This is a genomic window from Vibrio sp. QJM3NY_27 (genome assembly GCF_057785955.1).
This window is the reverse complement of the sequence record NZ_CM173511.1, coordinates 1140561-1158862: the sequence shown is the minus strand read 5'-3', so window position 1 is coordinate 1158862 and position 18302 is coordinate 1140561. Positions and strand designations below refer to the sequence as shown.

The following is an 18302-nucleotide window of genomic DNA, read 5'->3' as shown; positions in this document are numbered from 1 at the left end:
TTTATGATCTTTGTCATTATATGATTATTAAGGCTTGCTGCTTCCCGTTTTTTCTTTCACCTTTATGAGCGAGCCGCTATTAAGGAATTTATATGGCTGTTCATGTTGGCATTATCGATCAAGATCCCATTCGCTTGATCACCCCACTACTCGATAACCGAACGATCAGCACTCACATCGTGTTCATCGGTGACAAGAATCAAGTCAGTATTTACCAACGCTTAGACAGCGTTTTGCAAAAACGCGACATTACGAGTGAATTTTTCGAGATCCCAACCCTCGTAAATACGTCCGCGATTAAAGAGTCTATCCAAAACCTTGCCGAAGACCTCAAAGCTCGTGGAGAAGAAGTGAAACTCAACGCAAGTTGTGGCCTTCGTCACCGCCTACTTTCTGTCTACGAAGTATTTCGTACTTACCACTGGCCAATCTTTGTTGTTGAACCAAACAGTGACAAGCTGTGCTGGCTTTACCCGAATGGTAAAGAAGATGCACAAGTTCAAGACCGCATCACTATCGACGACTACCTGACTGTGTTTGGCGCTCGCGGTGAATTCAGCGATGTACAATTGTCTCCGCAACTTGATCAGAAGCTTTATGAACTGGGTGAACGCTGGGCAAGTAATGCACTAGAACTCGGCCCAGGCCTTGCTACATTGAACTACCTTGCAACGACCTGCCGTAAAGAACAGAGGCTTGATGTAGGGTTGTCTGAGAAACAACAAGGCTATCGCGAGCTAAACATGCTGTTGAGCGATTTGGTTGAAGCTAAGATCGCCACTTATGACAATGGTATTTTGACGTTTGCCAATGAAGACGCACGACGCTTCTCAAACGGCGAATGGCTTGAAACATTGGTTCATAGCACAGTTAAGCAGATCCAAGATGATATGCCGACCATTCAAGATCGCTCTTTGAATGTTCAAGTTTATCGTCAACTCGGCGAGCGCGAGGTACGTAACGAGCTTGATGTTGCTTCTGTAGTGAACAATAAGCTGCACATCATCGAGTGTAAGACCAAAGGTATGCGTGATGATGGCGATGATACCTTGTACAAACTGGAATCGCTTAGAGACCTTCTGGGTGGCCTACAAGCACGTGCAATGTTAGTGAGCTTCCGCCCTCTTCGTCATAACGACATCACACGAGCAGAAGATCTTGGCCTTGCATTGATTGGCCCTGACGAATTAAAAGATCTTAAAACACACCTAGCGGCATGGTTTACCGCCGCCGGTGGTGATGAAGATTTAGAGTGCTAAAAGCCAATAGACTCTTGAGAGCTCAACGCGCTTAAGTAAATCTAAAAAGGCGAATGACGATTAGGTCACTCGCCTTTTTTGTTCTCCAGCCATTTATCTGTTCCGCTCTATTTCCATCTTTCAACTCTCTATATCTTTAATTTATTTGCCCCATAAAAAATGGCCGCATCATTCGATGCGGCCATTTTTAAATCTTGGAAACAGACTTAAAGCACTTTAAGACTAAAAGTATTTTTACAACTTAAAGCATTTTACGAGCAGCTTCTACAACCACTTTGATTGAACGAGCTTCTGTTACTTTTAGTGTTTCGTGATCAGGCGTCTCTTTTTGAGTACGGTTGATGATTACACCAGCAACACAACCCGCTTTAAGACCAGAACTTGCACACATAGTTAGAAGCGTTGCAGATTCCATTTCGAAGTTTAGAACGCCCATATCTTGCCATTCTTGCATAGAGCCTTGGAAACGCTTAACAACGCGACCAGAGAACGTGTCGTAACGCTCTTGACCTGGGTAGAACGTATCACTTGAAGCCGTTACGCCCATGTGAACTGTTGCACCTGATTCATCAACTGCCGCTTTCATTGCTGTTGCAACTTCGAAGTCAGCCACTGCTGGGAACTCCATTGGAGCAAAATGCAGGCTAGCGCCGTCTAGACGAACAGAACCTGTAGAAACAATCATGTCACCCACGTTTACGTGTGGTTGGATAGCACCAGTAGTACCAACACGAAGGAAAGTGCGAACACCAAGTTGAGCAAGCTCTTCAACTGCGATAGAAGTAGATGGACCACCGATACCTGTTGAACATACAACAACTGGCTTGCCGTCTAGCTCTGCGCGGTAAAGCGTGTATTCACGGTGACTAGCAAGAAATACAGGATTCTCCATCTCTTCGGCAATTTTTTGCACACGAGCAGGATCACCAGGAATGATCGCAAGAGTAGCACCGTTAAGATCTGCTTCAGTAACACCTAAATGGAAAACAGCTTGAGACATAGTTCGCTCCTTTTGGCTTATTGGGCTTTGTTAACCCTTATTTAAGCTCATAGTAAATTCGTGGGGTACGAACACACTCTAACCAAGCTCATTACAAAATGAAGTGACGAGCGTCACACCAATGATCGCAACAAGATTTCAAGTTTCACGAAAAACCGATTGGCATCACAAAAATAAGCAATCCATACGCCTACGTTGCATACTAATGAGACAAAAAACGCCTTTAGCTTATTAAGACTAAAGGCGTTTATTTGCATCAAAATAGTGAATATTAGCGAGAAGTGCTTAATCCGCTTTTGATTTGAATCGAAGCAAACGCAGAGCGTTGAGTGTCACCAAAGCTGTTGCGCCACTATCCGCTAAGACTGCCACCCATAAACCGGTAATACCCAGTAAGCTTGTCACCAAGAACACGCCTTTCAAACCGAGTGCAAGTGCGACGTTTTGACGGATGTTATTCATGGTCGCTTGCGACAGTTCAATCATCGCAGGGAGTTCTGTTAAGCGATTATGAGTCAGAGCTGAGTCAGCCGTTTCCAACGCCACATCTGTGCCACCGCCCATTGCTATACCCACATTAGCGGTTTTCATAGCCGGCGCATCGTTGATGCCATCGCCCACCATGGCGACGTGTGACTGCTGAGATAACTGTTCAACGTAAGACACCTTATCGCTTGGCAATAGGCTTGCTTTATACTGCATACCAATCTTGCTGCTGATCGCTGCCGCGCTTCGCGGGTTATCCCCAGTCAGCATGATAGATTGAATTCCCAAGTCATTGAGTCGTTCAATCGCAAGCTTAGCGTCACTACGTAACGTGTCTTGCCAAGCAATCAGACCAATCACCGTCGCAGCTTGCTCGGTTGATTCTTCTTGATCTTTAAGCTCAAGAGCAACCACAACCGTCTTGCCCTCGCCTTCTAATGCCTCAACCTGAGAAACAACATCGGCACCAAGATCGAACGTCACCTTAGAAGGCGATAGAACCTGATACTTAATTCCGTCGACATCGCCTTCAACACCACTACCGATCAGCGCGGTCTTGTTGTGTGATTCAGGAATCTCAATATTCAGTTCTTTCACTTTAGCAACTAGCGACTGCGCCAATGGGTGAGTAGAACCCACTTCAATTGCTCCAACCACACGAAGCATCGCATCTTGTTGCCAACCCGATAGAGGCTGAATGTCCGTAACCTGAGGCTTACCTTCAGTCAGTGTGCCCGTCTTATCGAAGGCAATAGTTTGAATTTTACCAAGCTGCTCCAGTGCTGCGCCGCCTTTAATTAGCGCACCACGTTTCGCTGCTGCTGCCAAACCAGACGTAATCGCGGCTGGAGTCGAGATAACCAACGCACACGGACAAGCAATCAACAATAGCGCTAAACCACGATAGACCCACGTTTCCCACGGCTGGGCGAACAGCAATGGTGGTGTGATGATGACTAAAAGAGCAACCAACATCATTAACGGTGTATACCAGCGACTGAACTTATCGAGGAATCGCTCGAGTGGCGCTTTGCGAGATTCTGCTTCTTCAATCAGGTGAAGAATACGGTCGATCGCGTTCTCACCCTGTTTTGAAGTGATGGTAATACGCACCACTTTATCGACCACCACAGCGCCAGCCATGATGCTATTGCCTTCGATATGTTCAACAGGAACAGATTCACCGGTTAACGCACTTTCATCAAAGCTTGCTGCGTCGGTAATCAGTTTGCCATCAGCAGGTAAACGAGAGCCCGCCGCCACTTCAATCACATCACCGGGAACCAGTTCACTGACTGCAACTTCGACACGCTCGCCGTTGATAATCTTAGTCGCGTTTTCTGGTACCAATGCCATTAGCGCTTGAACGCCACTTCTTGCTCTTGATGAAGCAAACGCTTCTAAGCGCTCACCAATCAAAAACAACAGTAAAACCATCGCCGCTTCCGCGGTTTCGCCCAGATACAAGGCACCCAGCGCGGCAACACTCATTAGAGTTTCTATTGCGAAAGGTGTACCTGAACGTGCCAACTGAACCGCTTTCTTAGCAACCGGATATAATCCGAGTAGACAGGTTGCGGTGAATAAGCCTTCACTTAATTCAGGATATGTACTTTTCAGAAGCGCAGCGAACAGCATTGCCGCTGCAATCGCGATAATCTGAAAATTAGGTTGGATGTACGCTTGCCAAAAAGTCTCAGGTTGTTGTTTTTCTTTCTTAGAACCGACTTCCGAAAGAGGGAAACCCGTTTTGATAGAGACCTGTTCAATGGTGTCGGCAAGACTTTCATTATCGAATTTAACAACCAGTTTTTCGGTAGCAAAAAGAACCTTCGCTTGAATAACACCGTCAATATTACTGATCGCGTTTTCTATTTTTCTTGCACAAGCTGGGCAGTCCATTCCGGCAACCAGCCAACTTTTGGAAAATTGGGCGTTGAGAGACTCAGTTAAGGGCAGCCGGTCTTCTTCTCCACTGTCTGAACCACAACAATCATCTGCTGATGCAGAAGCCGTCGTAGAACTACAGCATGATGAAGTACCCGCTGCCGTGATGCTGGAAATTTTAGGGCTGGAACAGCTTGCTCCTGCCGCTTGAGGTTGAACGTCCACTTTTGTTGAGCGGCACGCTGCATGTTTTGCGCACATAATGTATCTCCTTAATACTCAAAAGCCTTGAGGTTGTTGCCGGCTAGTCACAGCAACCAAACCTTAAGTTCATCAAAAGTATAAACCTTGGAGGTAACTCCAAGGTCAAGAAGAAATTGTCCAAGGCCAAGAAGAAATTTGCAAACCGACCAACCTCATATTGGAATGCCGGTGTTATTGCGACTTGAACTCTTTACACTCTTCTCTGTTCGCAGATACATCATCAATAAGAACCGCATCGTGTGAACAAAACGGCTGTGTATTCAAGCTCACTATCGACACATCGTCTTCTACAGGGTCAACTTGGGAACCTTGCATAAGCTCGGCAATATGATAGCGAAGCACCAAGGTACCAAGTATTCCGAACAAAACATTACCCAAGGCTTGCCCATACAACACACCCAATGCGCCATACCATTGCGAGCCTAAGTAGACGAACGGCAATGTACCGAGAGTGGCTTTACCCAGATTCAGTGCTGTCGAGTAAAGCGGTTTACCCAGGTTATTGAAAGAAGTATTCGCAACAAACAGCGCGCCATTAAAAGTAAAAGTTAAGGCGACATAAGTACAAAATGCCGCAACAATAATTGCTGCATCACCTTGCAGGCTAAAGCCTTGGATCACATAATCTTGAACAAAGTACAACAGGATACAGACGGCGATGGTGTATGCCGTAGTAACCAACAATGAGTTGTTGAGTGTTTCTTTTACTCTGTCCATTCGTTCTGCACCAAAGTTTTGCCCAATGATTGGGCCTACAGCGCCGGACAAGGCAAAAATAACCGCAAAGCAAACCGGCGTTAGACGACCAATCACGGCAAAGCCCGCGACAAAATCCTCGCCGTATTGTGCGATACCCGTTGTCACAATCGCATTACCGATAGGTGTTGCGGTGTTAGTGATAATGGCGGGAAGCGCAATGGCCAATATAGGGCGAATATTAATGCGCCACTGCACCAGTGAAGGAGGTGCAACCAAGTGATGACTACGAATCAGAGGATACAGCGAGAAGAGAAGCACCGAAAAACGGGCAAAAACAGAAGCAATAGCCGCCCCTTCTATATTCCAGCCAAAGCCAAAAATAAACAGGGGGTCCAAAATCGCATTAACGATACCGCCTGACAAGGTCGCCCACATCGAACGTTTGGCATCACCTGCCGCTCTTAAGCCCGCACCCGCTGCCATCGCCAACGCCAAAAAGGGACCACTTGGTAGCAAAATCTGTAGGTAAGCTTGAGCACGCTCTGCGGCAACCCCTTTTGCCCCTATAGCGGCTAACAGTTCTGGGATATAAGCAAACATCACCGCGGTAATCGTCAAACTGATGACAAAAGCGGTCAGCATAATACTGGTGGCGAGGTTTCGAGCGTGTTCCTGATTCTTTGAACCGATCGCTTTGGAAACTAACGCGCCCATAGCAATGGAAGTACCGATCGAAACGGAGGTAGAGAAAAAAGTCAGCGTGCCTGCAAAACCCACCGCAGCGGCCAATTCGACTTGTCCCAACATACTGATGAACAACATATCGAGTAAATCGACCACGAATAACGCCATCAAACCGACTGAGCCAGCCCCCGACATCACCAATATGTGGCGCATCGTTGAACCTTCTACAAACTTTGCCGTTTGATTTGACATGAAACCTCCAAAAGCTGGGACACCCACAAGCAAGCTCTCTAAACTAGTGACCCAAAACTAGCGTTCCACAAGCTAGGGAGCCACAAAGAAAGGATCTACCAAGAAAAGCTCTATACAGAAAAAAGGCGCTAGTGCGCCTTTTTTCAATTGAAGGTATTGAGAAAAATAATCGTTCTTAACACGCTACTATACCTGATGTTTGAAGCATTCTTCCAAGTTCTTGCCAATTGCTCTCAAAACATCGGTTCTGGTGATCATACCCACTAGCTTTTTGTTATCGAGCACTGGATAAGCTTTGGGTTTACCCACTTGCATCATATCTGCCAATTCAATGATGGATAAGTCTGGTGATACCGACAGCACCTCTTGGTACATGCAATCACCCACAATGTGTGTGTCTTGGCAGAAATAGCTCACCTTCACCAATTTTTCTAATAAATCTTGCTCAGAAAGGAAACCAATAACTTGCTCATTATCATCAATTACTGGACCGCCCATGTGATGGCTGCTCATTACTCTATCTAACGCGAGACTTAACGGCATGTCAGGAGTGAATGTCACAACCTGCGGCGTCATGTAATCTTTCACTTTTATTGAATGCATTTCGTTCTCCCTAAATACTTTTCGTCATGTCTTTTTCTATCTTGTTAACCTAATTGTTGTCTAAAATCTTGATTTTACTAAATGGATTTCAACAATTTTATTGATAGGTAAAACCTACCAAGGCGAGAAAACAAGGTCACAAAAGGCTTGTGAGCATTTTTACGCGAGCAAAAAAATAAAAAATAGAGTCCTTACAAAGCCTTACTTTATGACACTGGCTTGAATGAATAAACCTTGTACTCTTCACACCATAAATAATTATATCGTGACAATTAGGCCGTTTATGCAACACAACAACAGTATGTACGCGTACATTTATTCCGGTGTCGATGGTACAGAAAATACCCTCATCGCCACTGTCGATAACCAAGAAAAGCCGCTTATCTCTAGCTGCGTCGATGAGATAAAACACATGTCTAGCTTAGCGATTGATCTGGCGGCAAAACACAATTTGAAAGTAAAGCTGGTCAAATACCAAAGAGAGCAAGAAATCGACTTCGGCTTGTTCGTTAAATAGCAGACTCATCGCACATGTCTTGACTGACAAGCTCAACAAGCATTGTCAACGACACATGAATACCGTATTTTGTGGCAAGTTCTTGAGTAGGTAATCACATTGACGATGATTACCTGCTTTAACCGATAAGCGCTCGAATTGGAAACATCCGTCGCACCGCTTTTCATTGTCCAAACGGTTCACTATGACTTCGCTTCGTTCCCCTCACACTGTTCTATCTCACTTTATACCTAAGCTAAAAAACTACTTTAGCGAATTGTTAGATTTCCAATCGCGCATTTGGGTGGTTCATATCTTTGAAGACTCCATCACCGATCAGTCCTTTGTGATAAATGAAGATGGCTTTAAAGAACCGTTAGAGTGGATGAAGAAACGAGCCTATCAAACAGCAATGCTTGAACGAGTAGAGAAGATGAAAATCTCACAAGTCATTGAGATTCAATTTGAAGACACGATGCATCGATTGATGCGAGTAAAGTAACTCTTATTGTTTGATCATTCACGAAAGCCCTTTGCTAGAAATCAAGCACAAAAAAGGCCAGCACTCGCTGACCTTCTCTCATTGATTAAAAACCATCATCTAACGCGCACAATACTCATGCCACAGACGCACCGCTTTCTGGTATGCCTCAGTTTTATCGTGCGTTTCTGCGAATAAAATCGCAGTCATACTGTCCACAACACTGTTCGCCATCAACTCCATCTCATCTTCCGGTGTACCCAGCACACATTCAGAAGGCAGAGGCAGTTCAACATTCATCGTGCCTTCCCAGTAGAAAGATTCCACCTTCTCAGGAGAACTCATCCACACAGTTTGACTCACTTTAGGGTTGTATTCTGATTCGCCATTCATGCCTTTAAATGAAATCACCGAGTGGGATTTATTACCAATGACATGCTCAACTTCAGCGTGTAACTGAGGAAAGCCCGGGTGAAAACTTCCACGTAAACCCAAACGGCCACCACCTGGGTTCAATGCTCGAACTACCGTGTTGATCGGTGTTCTCAGTCCGTAGCGGTGTTTCCAACCGATCATAGTTTGAGCTTCAGGAGCGAAGTTCGCTAAAGGTAAGTAAGCAATGCCATCCGCTTCTAGGATCTGCTTTGCGTCTTGTGGGTCGGCAGCACTGCGAACACCAACAAGATGCAAGTGAGTCTCGACGTGTGTGCGACCACTTGGCTTATCCATATAGCCATGCATTAAGACTTTATAGCCATTATCAGCTAAGATTTTTGCCGCCAGCAAGTTCCAAGGCTTACCACTGGCAGTATCGTTACGCTTACCTGCGTAGCACGGCCAGTCAATATCAGCGCCTAAGTCTGGTACTCGAGATTGAAAGGCTTTTACAAAGCCTGCGATCTCTTCATTGGTTTCATTCTGCACACGAATCAACATCAGTAGCATAGCCATTTGGTCGTCACCGACCTCTCCGCTTAAATACTCATCCATGATGCGGTAGGCTTGTTCGAACGATAAAGGCTTACGCCCTCTTTCTCCTCGTCCAACTGTACGAATACACTCTAAAATACTACTCATTGATTGTTTATTCTCTTCCGTTGATATCAATAAAATTCGAATACGCTTTCGATTCTATGATACCCACAGTGCATTGCAAAGCGATTCAGTTGCTATCGACCTAATTACCAATACGTGGATTGGTGTTCTAAAAGTAAACTTACTGGTGTAAAATTATCGTATGCAATGCTAACTGCGACCTATTGAGTAACATCCAAATGACTGTAAAAAAAACGCTGAGCCAAAGAAAACGTGAATCGATCGTTGCTGCTGCTATCGCAGAGTTTACTGAGCACGGCTACAAGGCCACCAGCATGGATAAAATATCGAGCCGCGCGGAAGTATCAAAGCGCACTGTATACAACCACTTTGCCAGCAAAGAACTGCTTTTAGATGAGATTCTAGACAGTATTTGGAGCAAGACTCTCGCCGCGACGCATTTCCCTTATCAAGCAGAACTGCCTCTTAATGATCAGCTCGCTTCGATTGCTAATCAAGAACTAGAGCTTTTAGAATCAGAAGGCTTTATCGATTTATCTCGCGTGCTGTTCTCAGAGTATTTCCATAACGCCGAACTGGCGCATCAAGCTATGGAGAAATATTCCCAAGCAGAAAGTGGACTCACAACCTGGATTAAAGCAGCACAGGCAGATGACCGCTTAATTGAACTAGACCCTCTATTTGCATCTACCCAATTTATTGCACTGTTAAAGTCTTTTGCATTTTGGCCACAAATCATTGGTCATGCGCCGTCACCGGATGCGGAACACAAACAGGTGATCATCCAATCCAGTGTCGAGATGTTCCTGAAACAGTATCAAGCGTAATAAAAGTTGAGCTCGGCTAAGTTTTATTGGTTTTGATTAGAGATGCACAAACGAGTGAGGTATGATTCGCCCGCTTCACTCGTTTACCAAGACTAAGAATTCATGCCAAAGTTGATTAACAAAATTTGGGTACACGCTTTCATGCTCTTCGCTATGCTAATGGCCACCATTAGTGTGGACAGCATCGCGAGCAGCAATGCTCTGCAAGCCCCCCAAGCTCAATCAACTTCTGCCAATAGCTTCTCTTTCTCTGCTTCTAACATCAGTTCTGTAGAGAGCACCCCAACACCTTTTTCCAGCGTACAACCCAACGTTGAGCACCACTGCTGTGGATCGGTCTGTCTACTGAAAATGCCACCACTTATCGTTTCTGAATCTTTCGAACCGCAGATTGAATCACTGGCACTGATAGAAAAAGAGCCTTCGCACAAAGCGATTGTTTCACCACAGGCGCCATACCGCCCCCCTATTTCCTAATCGTTTGTCCCTGTTTGGCAATATCTGCCACCAACTTATAACAGCATTTTTGCTGTATCAAATGACATCCGAATTTAGGAAATGAACACATGAAAAAACTATTTAGCCTCTTTGCCGCTCTACTCTTGAGCGCTTCAGTAAACGCCGCACAATTTGAAGAAGGCACGCACTACAAAATCCTTGATGTAGCAAAGGCCGACAAGCCTGTCGTTACCGAATTTTTCTCTTTCTACTGCCCGCATTGTTACAAGTTTGAAGGGGTCATTAAGTACCTAAAAGCAGACTTGCCAAAGTCAGCAAGCTTCGAAAAAGTGCACGTCGCTTTTATGGGTAACAACATGGCAGTACCAATGGCGAAGGCTTACGCGACCATGATTGCTCTAGACGCTGAAGAAAGCATGGTTCCTGCCATGTTTGCTCAGATCCATGAGAAGCAACAAACACCAAAAAATGAAGCAGAACTGCGTGAAGTTTTCATTGATAACGGTATCGATGCGAAGAAGTTTGATGCGGCATACAACGGCTTTGCAGTGAACTCGATGCAAAAACGTTTCGATAAAGAGTTTGATCAAAGCACACTAACAGGTGTTCCTGGAGTTCTGGTTAACAACAAATACATCGTGAAACCGGATCAAATCAAGAGCTACGAAGAGTACAACCAACTAGTGAATTACCTGCTAACGCTCTAAGTCCGTTTTTCATCTCAAAGCCAGTGATTTCATCGCTGGCTTTCTTATATATGAAGTCTCCCTAGTCACTCACCATTCCCGTAAATCTGCTTGGGAAGTATTGTTAACTGGCATCCTCCAGATTTTTTCATATACTGCACTCAATTAAGCTATCCACTGTGCTGTAGCATTCAAAATATTAGCACTCAAATATTGGGACCTTTATGATCATTCTGACCACAAACTTTGGCGACATTGAAATTGAACTGAACCTTGAAAAAGCGCCGGTAACGTCGAAAAACTTCCTTAAATACTGCCAAGATGGCTTCTACGAAGGCACAACATTTCACCGTGTTATTGAAGGTTTCATGATTCAAGGTGGTGGACACACTATCGACATGACAGAAAAGCCAACTCGTGCACCTATTGTGAATGAAGCTAACCGCGGCTTAAAGAACGTGATTGGATCTCTCGCAATGGCTCGCACTGACGCACCCCATTCAGCAACGGCGCAGTTCTTTATCAACCTTAACGACAATGATTTCCTTGATCATACAGCAACCAGCAACTCAGGTTGGGGCTACGCTGTGTTTGGTAAGGTATCAGCAGGCATGGATGTGGTAAACAAGATTGCGCTTGCACCAACCACCACTCGCTGGGGACATGAAGATGTGCCGTGTGAAGACATCGTGATTACTAAAGTCACTGTTCGCGACTAATTCACTCACGCGCTTTCCTGCCCCTAGTGCATTCGAATTAATTGCACAAAGAAAAGAAGGCAGCGCGATAGAGCTATGGTGGTAAGGGTTCGACTTTACCACCTGTATTCAAAGCTCGTTGTTAGAACCGTTACCAACGAGAGCGGTAAGTACGGTGACATCCTTTACAAGTATTGTTCACAGAATCTAACCCTTGTTCTGCGCTCGACAAATCTTGCTCAACACTCGCTTGATAAAGCTCTGAAAAGCCTTGGTTCATCTGCAACATCAGTTGGTTAAATTTCTCAGGCTTGCTCCAAATCTCCTTTTTTGCCTTACCTCCAGTATCACCTTCAGCAAAACTCACATTCAATACGGTTCCATGTTCCACCAACATTTCACTTAGCTCACCCACTTTCAGCCAATCCACATCACTGTTATTCAATTCTGAATCAACTTGTTTAGTAACCTCTTCAATAGAACTGAAAGCTTGCTGACGATTATTTACAGCATCCGCTGCGGCGATAGAGATCATAGGTAGAGCAATCGTAGGCAGTGCGATGATTAGAGCGATAGTGAATTTTTTCATAATGTCATTCCTAGTGATTAATTGATTGAGTGGTTAATTGACTGAATGATTTCGTCGTTAATTACTGATTGGTTTCTTAGTAAATTACGGCTTGATAGTTCAACCGTAATCGAAGATATGCATTCAATTTACACAACAACAGTTGCATGAACAACTATTGTTGTGTAAATTATTCCCACCAAGCAAATTCGCAAACAGGAAAAGCATTATGAAAATCTGGGATCTACCAACTCGACTTTATCACTGGCTTCAAGCCGCACTCTTTATTGGACTTGCTGCGTCAGGGTTTAACGGACAAGGCCCTCATGTTTACTTAGGCCTCGCACTGTTCAGTCTGATTTTATGGCGCTTGGTTTGGGGAGTCGTCGGCAGCGATACCAGTCGCTTTTCTCAATTTATTAGCTCTCCAAAATCGGCTTGGATTTACTTACGGGGAAAAGCACGACCAAAACCGGGCCATAATCCGTTAGGTGCGTGGATGGTGATAGGAATGATCACGACTCTGTTTGTCCAATGTATGACAGGGCTTGTTATTGCTGGTTTCTTTGATGCGATTCCAGGTTCGGAACTCGTAATTACTGATGCAGTATTCGATGTGTTATGTACGGTGCATGGCATTGCAGCACGTATGTTAGTGGTATTTGTCATACTGCACTTGGTGGCCATTATCATCTACAAACTGCGTTCAAAGCCGCTAGTCCTTGCCATGATTACAGGTAAACAAAACCATTCAGCGTCAACGGATTATTTCATAAATAGCAGTCAATTAGCTTTTTCATCAAATAGGAAAGCGTTGTTGGTGCTAATTGCATCGGTATTAGTTACGATGACAATAGTTGTAATATCACAGTAAAATTAGGTAGCGAAAGATGCCAGAAGAGTTTGATAGACAAAAAAGCTTTGGTTGGATGATCAATGTGATCGCCAATAAAGCGACCAAAGATTTTGACACGGAATTGAAGGAACATGGCTTAACCATTGCTCTATGGCCAACCATGATGTGCCTTTGGGAAGAAGAAGGACTTACACAGCGTGATATTGCTGCGAAGTCCAAAGTCGAGAATTCGACAACAACACGAACATTAGACAAGCTAGAAAAGCTTGAGTTGGTTGAACGCAGAGCCGATCCAAACAGTCGTCGTTCTTTCAGAATCTACTTAACGGAAAAAGGGAAAGCACTCGAAGAACAACTCGTTCCAATCCCTATTCGTTTAAACAAAGAATTAATGAATGAGTTGGACGCTGAAGAACAACAGCAGATGATCAAGCTACTTCAAAAGATGGTCGCAGCGATCTGATCTTACTGTGACCGGATCTTATTGCTAGTGCATGCTTAATGAGTTCTAAACATACACTAACAAAGAATACTCGGCCTTGCGCCGAGTGTTTTATTTTCGTCTCGACCATTTGATATAACAAAATAGCGAACCAATAATCACCGCTCCGCCTAGCAACTTTTGCATCTCAACCGTTTCACCCAACACGCTGACACTCAATAACAATGTCCACACGGGCTCAAGAATCATGATCAATGCCGCCACTTCCATGTTCACGGAATGCTGACCAACGGTTTGTAATAAGTAACGGATAGACGTCGCGATCACCGCAGACACGATAAACCAGAAGACTAAAGTTTTGGTGATTTCGAACTCCGGCTGAGTCGTCATGGAAGCAAAGGCTAAACCACTTACACCCACCACAAACAGTTGCACACAGATTGATGCGATAGGTTTAATATTGGTAATAACACGTTTGTTCATCACAAAATGAACAGACAACAACATCGATGCTAACAAGAAGTAAATCTGACTCTGCTCTACATTCCAACCATTGCCCAAAGTCAGCAGTAGCATGCCGATAATCGCGATCGGGAAAGACATCCAAAACGCACGATTAGGTTTAACTCGAAACAAAATCCAAGACACAAAGGGGGCAATGATCATAGCTAAGCTCATGATGAATGCCCCTTCCGACAAGCTTTCTGTCACCGATACTGCAAACACCCATACCTGCAATGAGGCAGACAGCAGCAAACCAACGCCGCAAAGAGAAAGAACCTGCTTAAGCGAAAGCTTGCGAATATGATGAATACAAAATGGCAAAAGAATCAAACTCGCGACGAGGAATCGCACACCAATGAACACTGGCCCCGGCATTTCTAATACCACCAGCTTAGATGCAATCCATCCAATCCCAGCTAACAGGGTAGCAAATAGGAGGTAAAGCTCTCCGCGCATCGCTTTCATCATTTTACTTGGTCCAATAACAAAAAAAGCAACCCGACTCTGCAAGGTTGCTTTTTATAAACATTCAACAGGATCAAGATACTATCTCAATACTCTGTTTCAGGCAGCTGTTTTTAGCCTGCGTATTCTGGGTAATCCGTTAAACCTTTTTCAGCACCACCGAACAATGTGTTTGGATCGTGGGCTGCAAGTGGGTAACCATTTTGAATACGAGCAGGTAAATCTGGATTAGCAACAAATGGACGACCAAAACCAACCATGTCAGTTACGCCTTCAGCAACGGCTTTTTCGCCACGCTCGCTATCATATTTACCCGCATAAATTAGGACACCATCGTAAGCTTCACGAACTGCCGCTTTAAATGCTTTTGGCGTTTCAGGTGCATCGTCCCAATCGACTTCTGCAATGTGCAGGTAAACAATTTTGTATAGGTTAAGTAGTGCTGCCGCTGCTGTGTAAGTCTCTACTGGCGTAGCGTCAACCGTACCATTCAACGATGTGAACGGAGCAAGACGCACACCAACACGGTCAGCACCAATCGCTTCAACCATAGCTTCAACCACTTCACCAAGGAAACGTAAACGGTTTTCAATTGAACCACCGTATTCGTCGGTGCGGTTGTTTGCTTCAGAATCGATAAATTGATTGATCAAGTAACCATTCGCTGCGTGAAGTTCGATACCATCAAAGCCCGCTTCAATCGCGTTCAAAGCCGCTTGGCGATACTGTTCAACCACTGCTTTGATGTCTTGTTTCGTCATCTCACGAGGTTCAACCACATCCACAAAACCCGGCTCATCAGTGCCGTTATCGATGAATACTTTTACGTTTTCTGCTTTAAGTGCAGAAGACGAGATTGGCTGTTCACCGCCGATGTTATCTGGGTGTGTTACACGGCCTACATGCCAAAGTTGAGCGAAGATAACACCCTCTTTGTCATGTACTGCATCGGTGACTTTTTTCCAACCGGCGATCTGCTCATCAGAATAGATACCCGGAGTCCAAGCATAGCCTTGGCCCATAGGTGAAATTTGTGTGCCTTCAGCGATAATCAAACCTGCAGAAGCGCGTTGAGCGTAGTAAGCCGCCATCATGTCGTTTGCTGAATTACCAGGTTGCGTTGCGCGAGAACGCGTCATCGGTGGCATAACAATACGGTTTTTAAGCTCGATATTACCAAGTTGAATTGGTTGAAATAATGCATTTGTCATTGTTATATCCTCGATTAACCTAGTTGAATCAGTTCGATTTGGTAGCCGTCTGGGTCAGTAATAAAAGCGATATGAGTTGAACCACCTTTCACTGGACCCGCTTCGCGAGTGACGTTACCACCTAGCGATTTGATCTTATCGCATGCTGCGTAAATATCGTCTACACCCAATGCCAGATGACCAAACGCGCTGCCCATCTCGTACTCATTCGTATCCCAATTGTACGTTAGCTCGATCGTCGTACCACCTTGCTCGTAGCCAACAAAAACCAATGTGTAGCGGTAGTCTTTGTTTTCATGGCGTTCAAGTTCCGTCATTCCCAATACCTTGGTGTAGAACTCGATAGACTTGTCTAAATCAGTAACTCGGATCATTGTGTGTAGGAATTTCATATTTCGCCCTTATTAGCACCACAAGCATGGCGCCGTTATTATTTTGAGTGGAGGTTATCCACTAATCTCTGAGTGAAATAATACGATTTAGCGAGGAATTAAGGAAATTATCAAAAATTCTCAATGTGATAATTTTTTGTTATGCATTTTATGGCTAGATCGAACTCAATGACACAAAAAAGGGAAGCCAATGCTTCCCTTCGAGTTAGACTCTTAACTAAAACCGTAAACGCCTATCTTTAAGAGTTTTCGACATTGCATCAGACGTATTAATCACTTGTTCTCTGAACCATTTATGAGCAGGGTCGCTATTCTGCTTCTTCAACCAAATCAGGTAGTGAGACATTTGCTCATAATCAAAAGGAGGCTTAAAGAGTTGTAAGCCGAGCCTCTCTTGGAACTGCAGAGCCATAGAGAGTGGGACTACCGTGATATAATCCGACTGACTACACAGCAAAATATTGCTAAACAGCGACCGTCCGTGAAATGCGATTTTGCGTTTGGTTAAATCCAAAGAAGTATAATGACTCAAGCTGCGAACTTTACGTCGCGTTCTGTCTAATACGGCATGCTTTTCACTCATGAACTGCGCTTCGCTGATCTCACCTTGAATGCGAGGGTGCCCCGAACGGCACACGATGGCAAAGTCTCCCTGATACAGGGTTTCACTCGCAATACTTGGGTGTTCAGGAACCACTATCTCAATCATGGCATCGAACTCTTGCGTCAAAAGATCTTCATAGATGCGATCATCACTGTCTGGTTGATCAAAGACTTCTAGCGACAAATTTTGATTGGGAAGCGCCGCAAAGCTGTCGAGCAGTACCCACTGAAGATGTTCGGGACAAGAAATAACAAACTTACGTTCAGAGACTTGCTCATCAAAGCTAGCCATCGATTGAAACACGCCATTCAATTCATTGATCGGCGCTTTGATCTGTTCATACAAACTTTGGGCATAGGATGTGGGCACAACACCACGTCCTTTTCGAACAAAAAGCTCTTGGCCAATCTCTTTTTTTAGGCGTGCTAATGCGGTACTGATGGTCGATTGGTTGGTACTGAGTTGATCCGCAGCCTTACTTAAACTGCCCTGCTCCATCACCGCAGAAAACACGGCAAGTAGGTTGAAGTTGGGGATGTCGTTGCTCATATATCATTACTCATTAGGCGACCATAAGTACTATGCTATCGTAAAAACGATAGAACATACAATTGTCTCGCTTTTCATGACACTTTGTTCAACGCATTGGGATATACATTTGACCAATAATAGCTACAATATTTTTAATTCAACATTCAACAAAGACTTCTTTTCTAACAACTATACTCATACATTTGGCATATCATTAATATAGCTTGCAAATACTCAGTGAATAACTCCCTTTACGGACCAAACTTATTATCAGTCATATATATTTCATCATTCATATCCATCACTCTTTCTAGTGTGAAAAATGTGTAAAAATATCAATTTCAATAAATTACTTACTGATGATTTTATTAATCATTTCCTTGATCCAAACCAAGTTAATGAACAATGTTTTCTATGTCTATATGAGCCTTTTCAAATAAATCGACCTACCGATTTAGAGTTATAACTACTAATCGTAATTACGATATTATCAAATCGTAATTCTGGGTAGATACTGGTCAAAACTCTTCCTATTATCCTGCTAACAAATCAATTATCAGCCCAAACAGAAAACTGACAAATGTTTTACTTTGGTATGTCAATTGTCATGGAAGAGCCCCTCGATTTCCGAGGTAATACACGTAATAAAGACAGTCGCTGAAAAGCCGCACGAATATTAATTCGAACGCCTCATAGCCATCTAATTTACGTCTGCTGACAAATAATAGAGATTGATTTGTAGAGGAGCATATTCGCTTCTTGATACCGAGAATCGGTTGTCTGGACTGAGCAATATCACTTTAAATGTCATCTATTACTTTTGTTTATTATGAGCACCAATCTACCCACATAATAAACATCTACTTTTTAAGATGTCATTAAAGGTGACTTC

19 protein-coding genes are annotated in these 18302 nt (G+C 44.1%); 9 read left to right on the top strand and 10 right to left on the bottom strand.

The annotated features are described in order from the left end of the window. Positions 1-92 precede the first annotated feature (92 nt). Positions 93-1259: a DUF1887 family protein gene (locus AC3CIA_RS05305; protein WP_004736271.1), complete on the top strand. Its 1167-nt coding sequence runs from the start codon at positions 93-95 to the stop codon at positions 1257-1259. A 241-nt stretch (positions 1260-1500) separates the two neighbouring features. On the opposite strand, the gene udp is transcribed toward AC3CIA_RS05305, so the two are convergent. The 4 genes from udp to AC3CIA_RS05285 form a co-directional block, all read right to left on the bottom strand. After that, positions 1501-2259: a uridine phosphorylase gene (udp, locus tag AC3CIA_RS05300; protein ID WP_004736272.1), complete on the bottom strand. Its 759-nt coding sequence runs from the start codon at positions 2257-2259 to the stop codon at positions 1501-1503. Positions 2260-2544: 285 nt separating this feature from the next. Next, positions 2545-4893: a zinc/cadmium/mercury/lead-transporting ATPase gene (locus AC3CIA_RS05295; RefSeq protein WP_488518651.1), complete on the bottom strand. Its 2349-nt coding sequence runs from the start codon at positions 4891-4893 to the stop codon at positions 2545-2547. 174 nt (positions 4894-5067) lie between these two features. Further along, the gene (locus AC3CIA_RS05290) at positions 5068-6531 is read right to left on the bottom strand and encodes an MATE family efflux transporter (protein ID WP_017086104.1); all 1464 of its coding nucleotides are present in this window, start codon (positions 6529-6531) and stop codon (positions 5068-5070) included. 186 nt (positions 6532-6717) lie between these two features. Next, complete coding sequence (locus tag AC3CIA_RS05285) at positions 6718-7134, bottom strand: CBS domain-containing protein (RefSeq protein WP_054546682.1); 417 nt, start codon at positions 7132-7134, stop codon at positions 6718-6720. 283 nt (positions 7135-7417) lie between these two features. Between AC3CIA_RS05285 and AC3CIA_RS05280 the strand changes: the two genes are divergently transcribed. Together AC3CIA_RS05280 and AC3CIA_RS05275 are read left to right on the top strand one after the other, a co-directional pair. Further along, positions 7418-7651, top strand: a complete 234-nt coding sequence (locus AC3CIA_RS05280; protein WP_004736278.1) for a hypothetical protein — start codon at positions 7418-7420, stop codon at positions 7649-7651. Positions 7652-7835: 184 nt separating this feature from the next. Next, complete coding sequence (locus AC3CIA_RS05275) at positions 7836-8132, top strand: hypothetical protein (protein ID WP_488518650.1); 297 nt, start codon at positions 7836-7838, stop codon at positions 8130-8132. Positions 8133-8231: 99 nt separating this feature from the next. Here AC3CIA_RS05275 and AC3CIA_RS05270 read toward each other — a convergent pair whose 3' ends face one another. Further along, complete coding sequence (locus tag AC3CIA_RS05270) at positions 8232-9188, bottom strand: glycosyl transferase family protein (RefSeq protein ID WP_488518649.1); 957 nt, start codon at positions 9186-9188, stop codon at positions 8232-8234. A 197-nt stretch (positions 9189-9385) separates the two neighbouring features. Here AC3CIA_RS05270 and AC3CIA_RS05265 point away from each other — a divergent pair, with 197 nt between their 5' ends. From AC3CIA_RS05265 to AC3CIA_RS05250, 4 genes are all read left to right on the top strand, one after another. After that, positions 9386-9994 carry a TetR/AcrR family transcriptional regulator gene (locus tag AC3CIA_RS05265; protein WP_237290714.1) on the top strand — a complete coding sequence of 203 codons (609 nt, stop codon included), beginning with the start codon at positions 9386-9388 and terminating at the stop codon, positions 9992-9994. 102 nt (positions 9995-10096) lie between these two features. After that, positions 10097-10471, top strand: a complete 375-nt coding sequence (locus tag AC3CIA_RS05260) for a hypothetical protein (protein ID WP_171307804.1) — start codon at positions 10097-10099, stop codon at positions 10469-10471. Between the two features lie 89 nt (positions 10472-10560). Beyond that, positions 10561-11160 (top strand): thiol:disulfide interchange protein DsbA/DsbL, encoded by a 600-nt coding sequence (locus AC3CIA_RS05255; protein WP_488518648.1) that lies wholly within the window; start codon positions 10561-10563, stop codon positions 11158-11160. 203 nt (positions 11161-11363) lie between these two features. After that, entirely contained in the window at positions 11364-11858 is a 495-nt protein-coding gene (locus AC3CIA_RS05250; RefSeq protein WP_488518647.1) for a peptidylprolyl isomerase, read from the top strand. 130 nt (positions 11859-11988) lie between these two features. Here AC3CIA_RS05250 and AC3CIA_RS05245 read toward each other — a convergent pair whose 3' ends face one another. Next, positions 11989-12426, bottom strand: a complete 438-nt coding sequence (locus AC3CIA_RS05245) for a c-type cytochrome (RefSeq protein WP_428785440.1) — start codon at positions 12424-12426, stop codon at positions 11989-11991. Between the two features lie 208 nt (positions 12427-12634). On the opposite strand from AC3CIA_RS05245, the gene AC3CIA_RS05240 reads away from it, so the two are divergent. Both AC3CIA_RS05240 and AC3CIA_RS05235 read left to right on the top strand, forming a co-directional pair. Next, on the top strand, positions 12635-13279 hold the full coding sequence (locus AC3CIA_RS05240) for a cytochrome b/b6 domain-containing protein (RefSeq protein ID WP_474355676.1): 645 nt from the start codon (positions 12635-12637) through the stop codon (positions 13277-13279). Between the two features lie 16 nt (positions 13280-13295). Beyond that, positions 13296-13724 (top strand): MarR family winged helix-turn-helix transcriptional regulator, encoded by a 429-nt coding sequence (locus tag AC3CIA_RS05235; protein WP_054546690.1) that lies wholly within the window; start codon positions 13296-13298, stop codon positions 13722-13724. Positions 13725-13814: 90 nt separating this feature from the next. Here the strand turns inward: AC3CIA_RS05235 and AC3CIA_RS05230 are convergent, their stop codons facing one another. The 4 genes from AC3CIA_RS05230 to AC3CIA_RS05215 form a co-directional block, all read right to left on the bottom strand. Continuing rightward, positions 13815-14675: a DMT family transporter gene (locus AC3CIA_RS05230; protein ID WP_171307809.1), complete on the bottom strand. Its 861-nt coding sequence runs from the start codon at positions 14673-14675 to the stop codon at positions 13815-13817. 110 nt (positions 14676-14785) lie between these two features. Beyond that, a complete protein-coding gene (locus AC3CIA_RS05225) occupies positions 14786-15883 on the bottom strand; it encodes an alkene reductase (protein ID WP_474355677.1) in 1098 nt (365 codons plus the stop codon). A 14-nt stretch (positions 15884-15897) separates the two neighbouring features. After that, entirely contained in the window at positions 15898-16275 is a 378-nt protein-coding gene (gene gloA / locus AC3CIA_RS05220; RefSeq protein WP_054546693.1) for a lactoylglutathione lyase, read from the bottom strand. A gap of 217 nt (positions 16276-16492) precedes the next feature. Then, complete coding sequence (locus AC3CIA_RS05215; protein WP_054546694.1) at positions 16493-17428, bottom strand: LysR family transcriptional regulator; 936 nt, start codon at positions 17426-17428, stop codon at positions 16493-16495. Between the last annotated feature and the right edge of the window lie 874 nt (positions 17429-18302).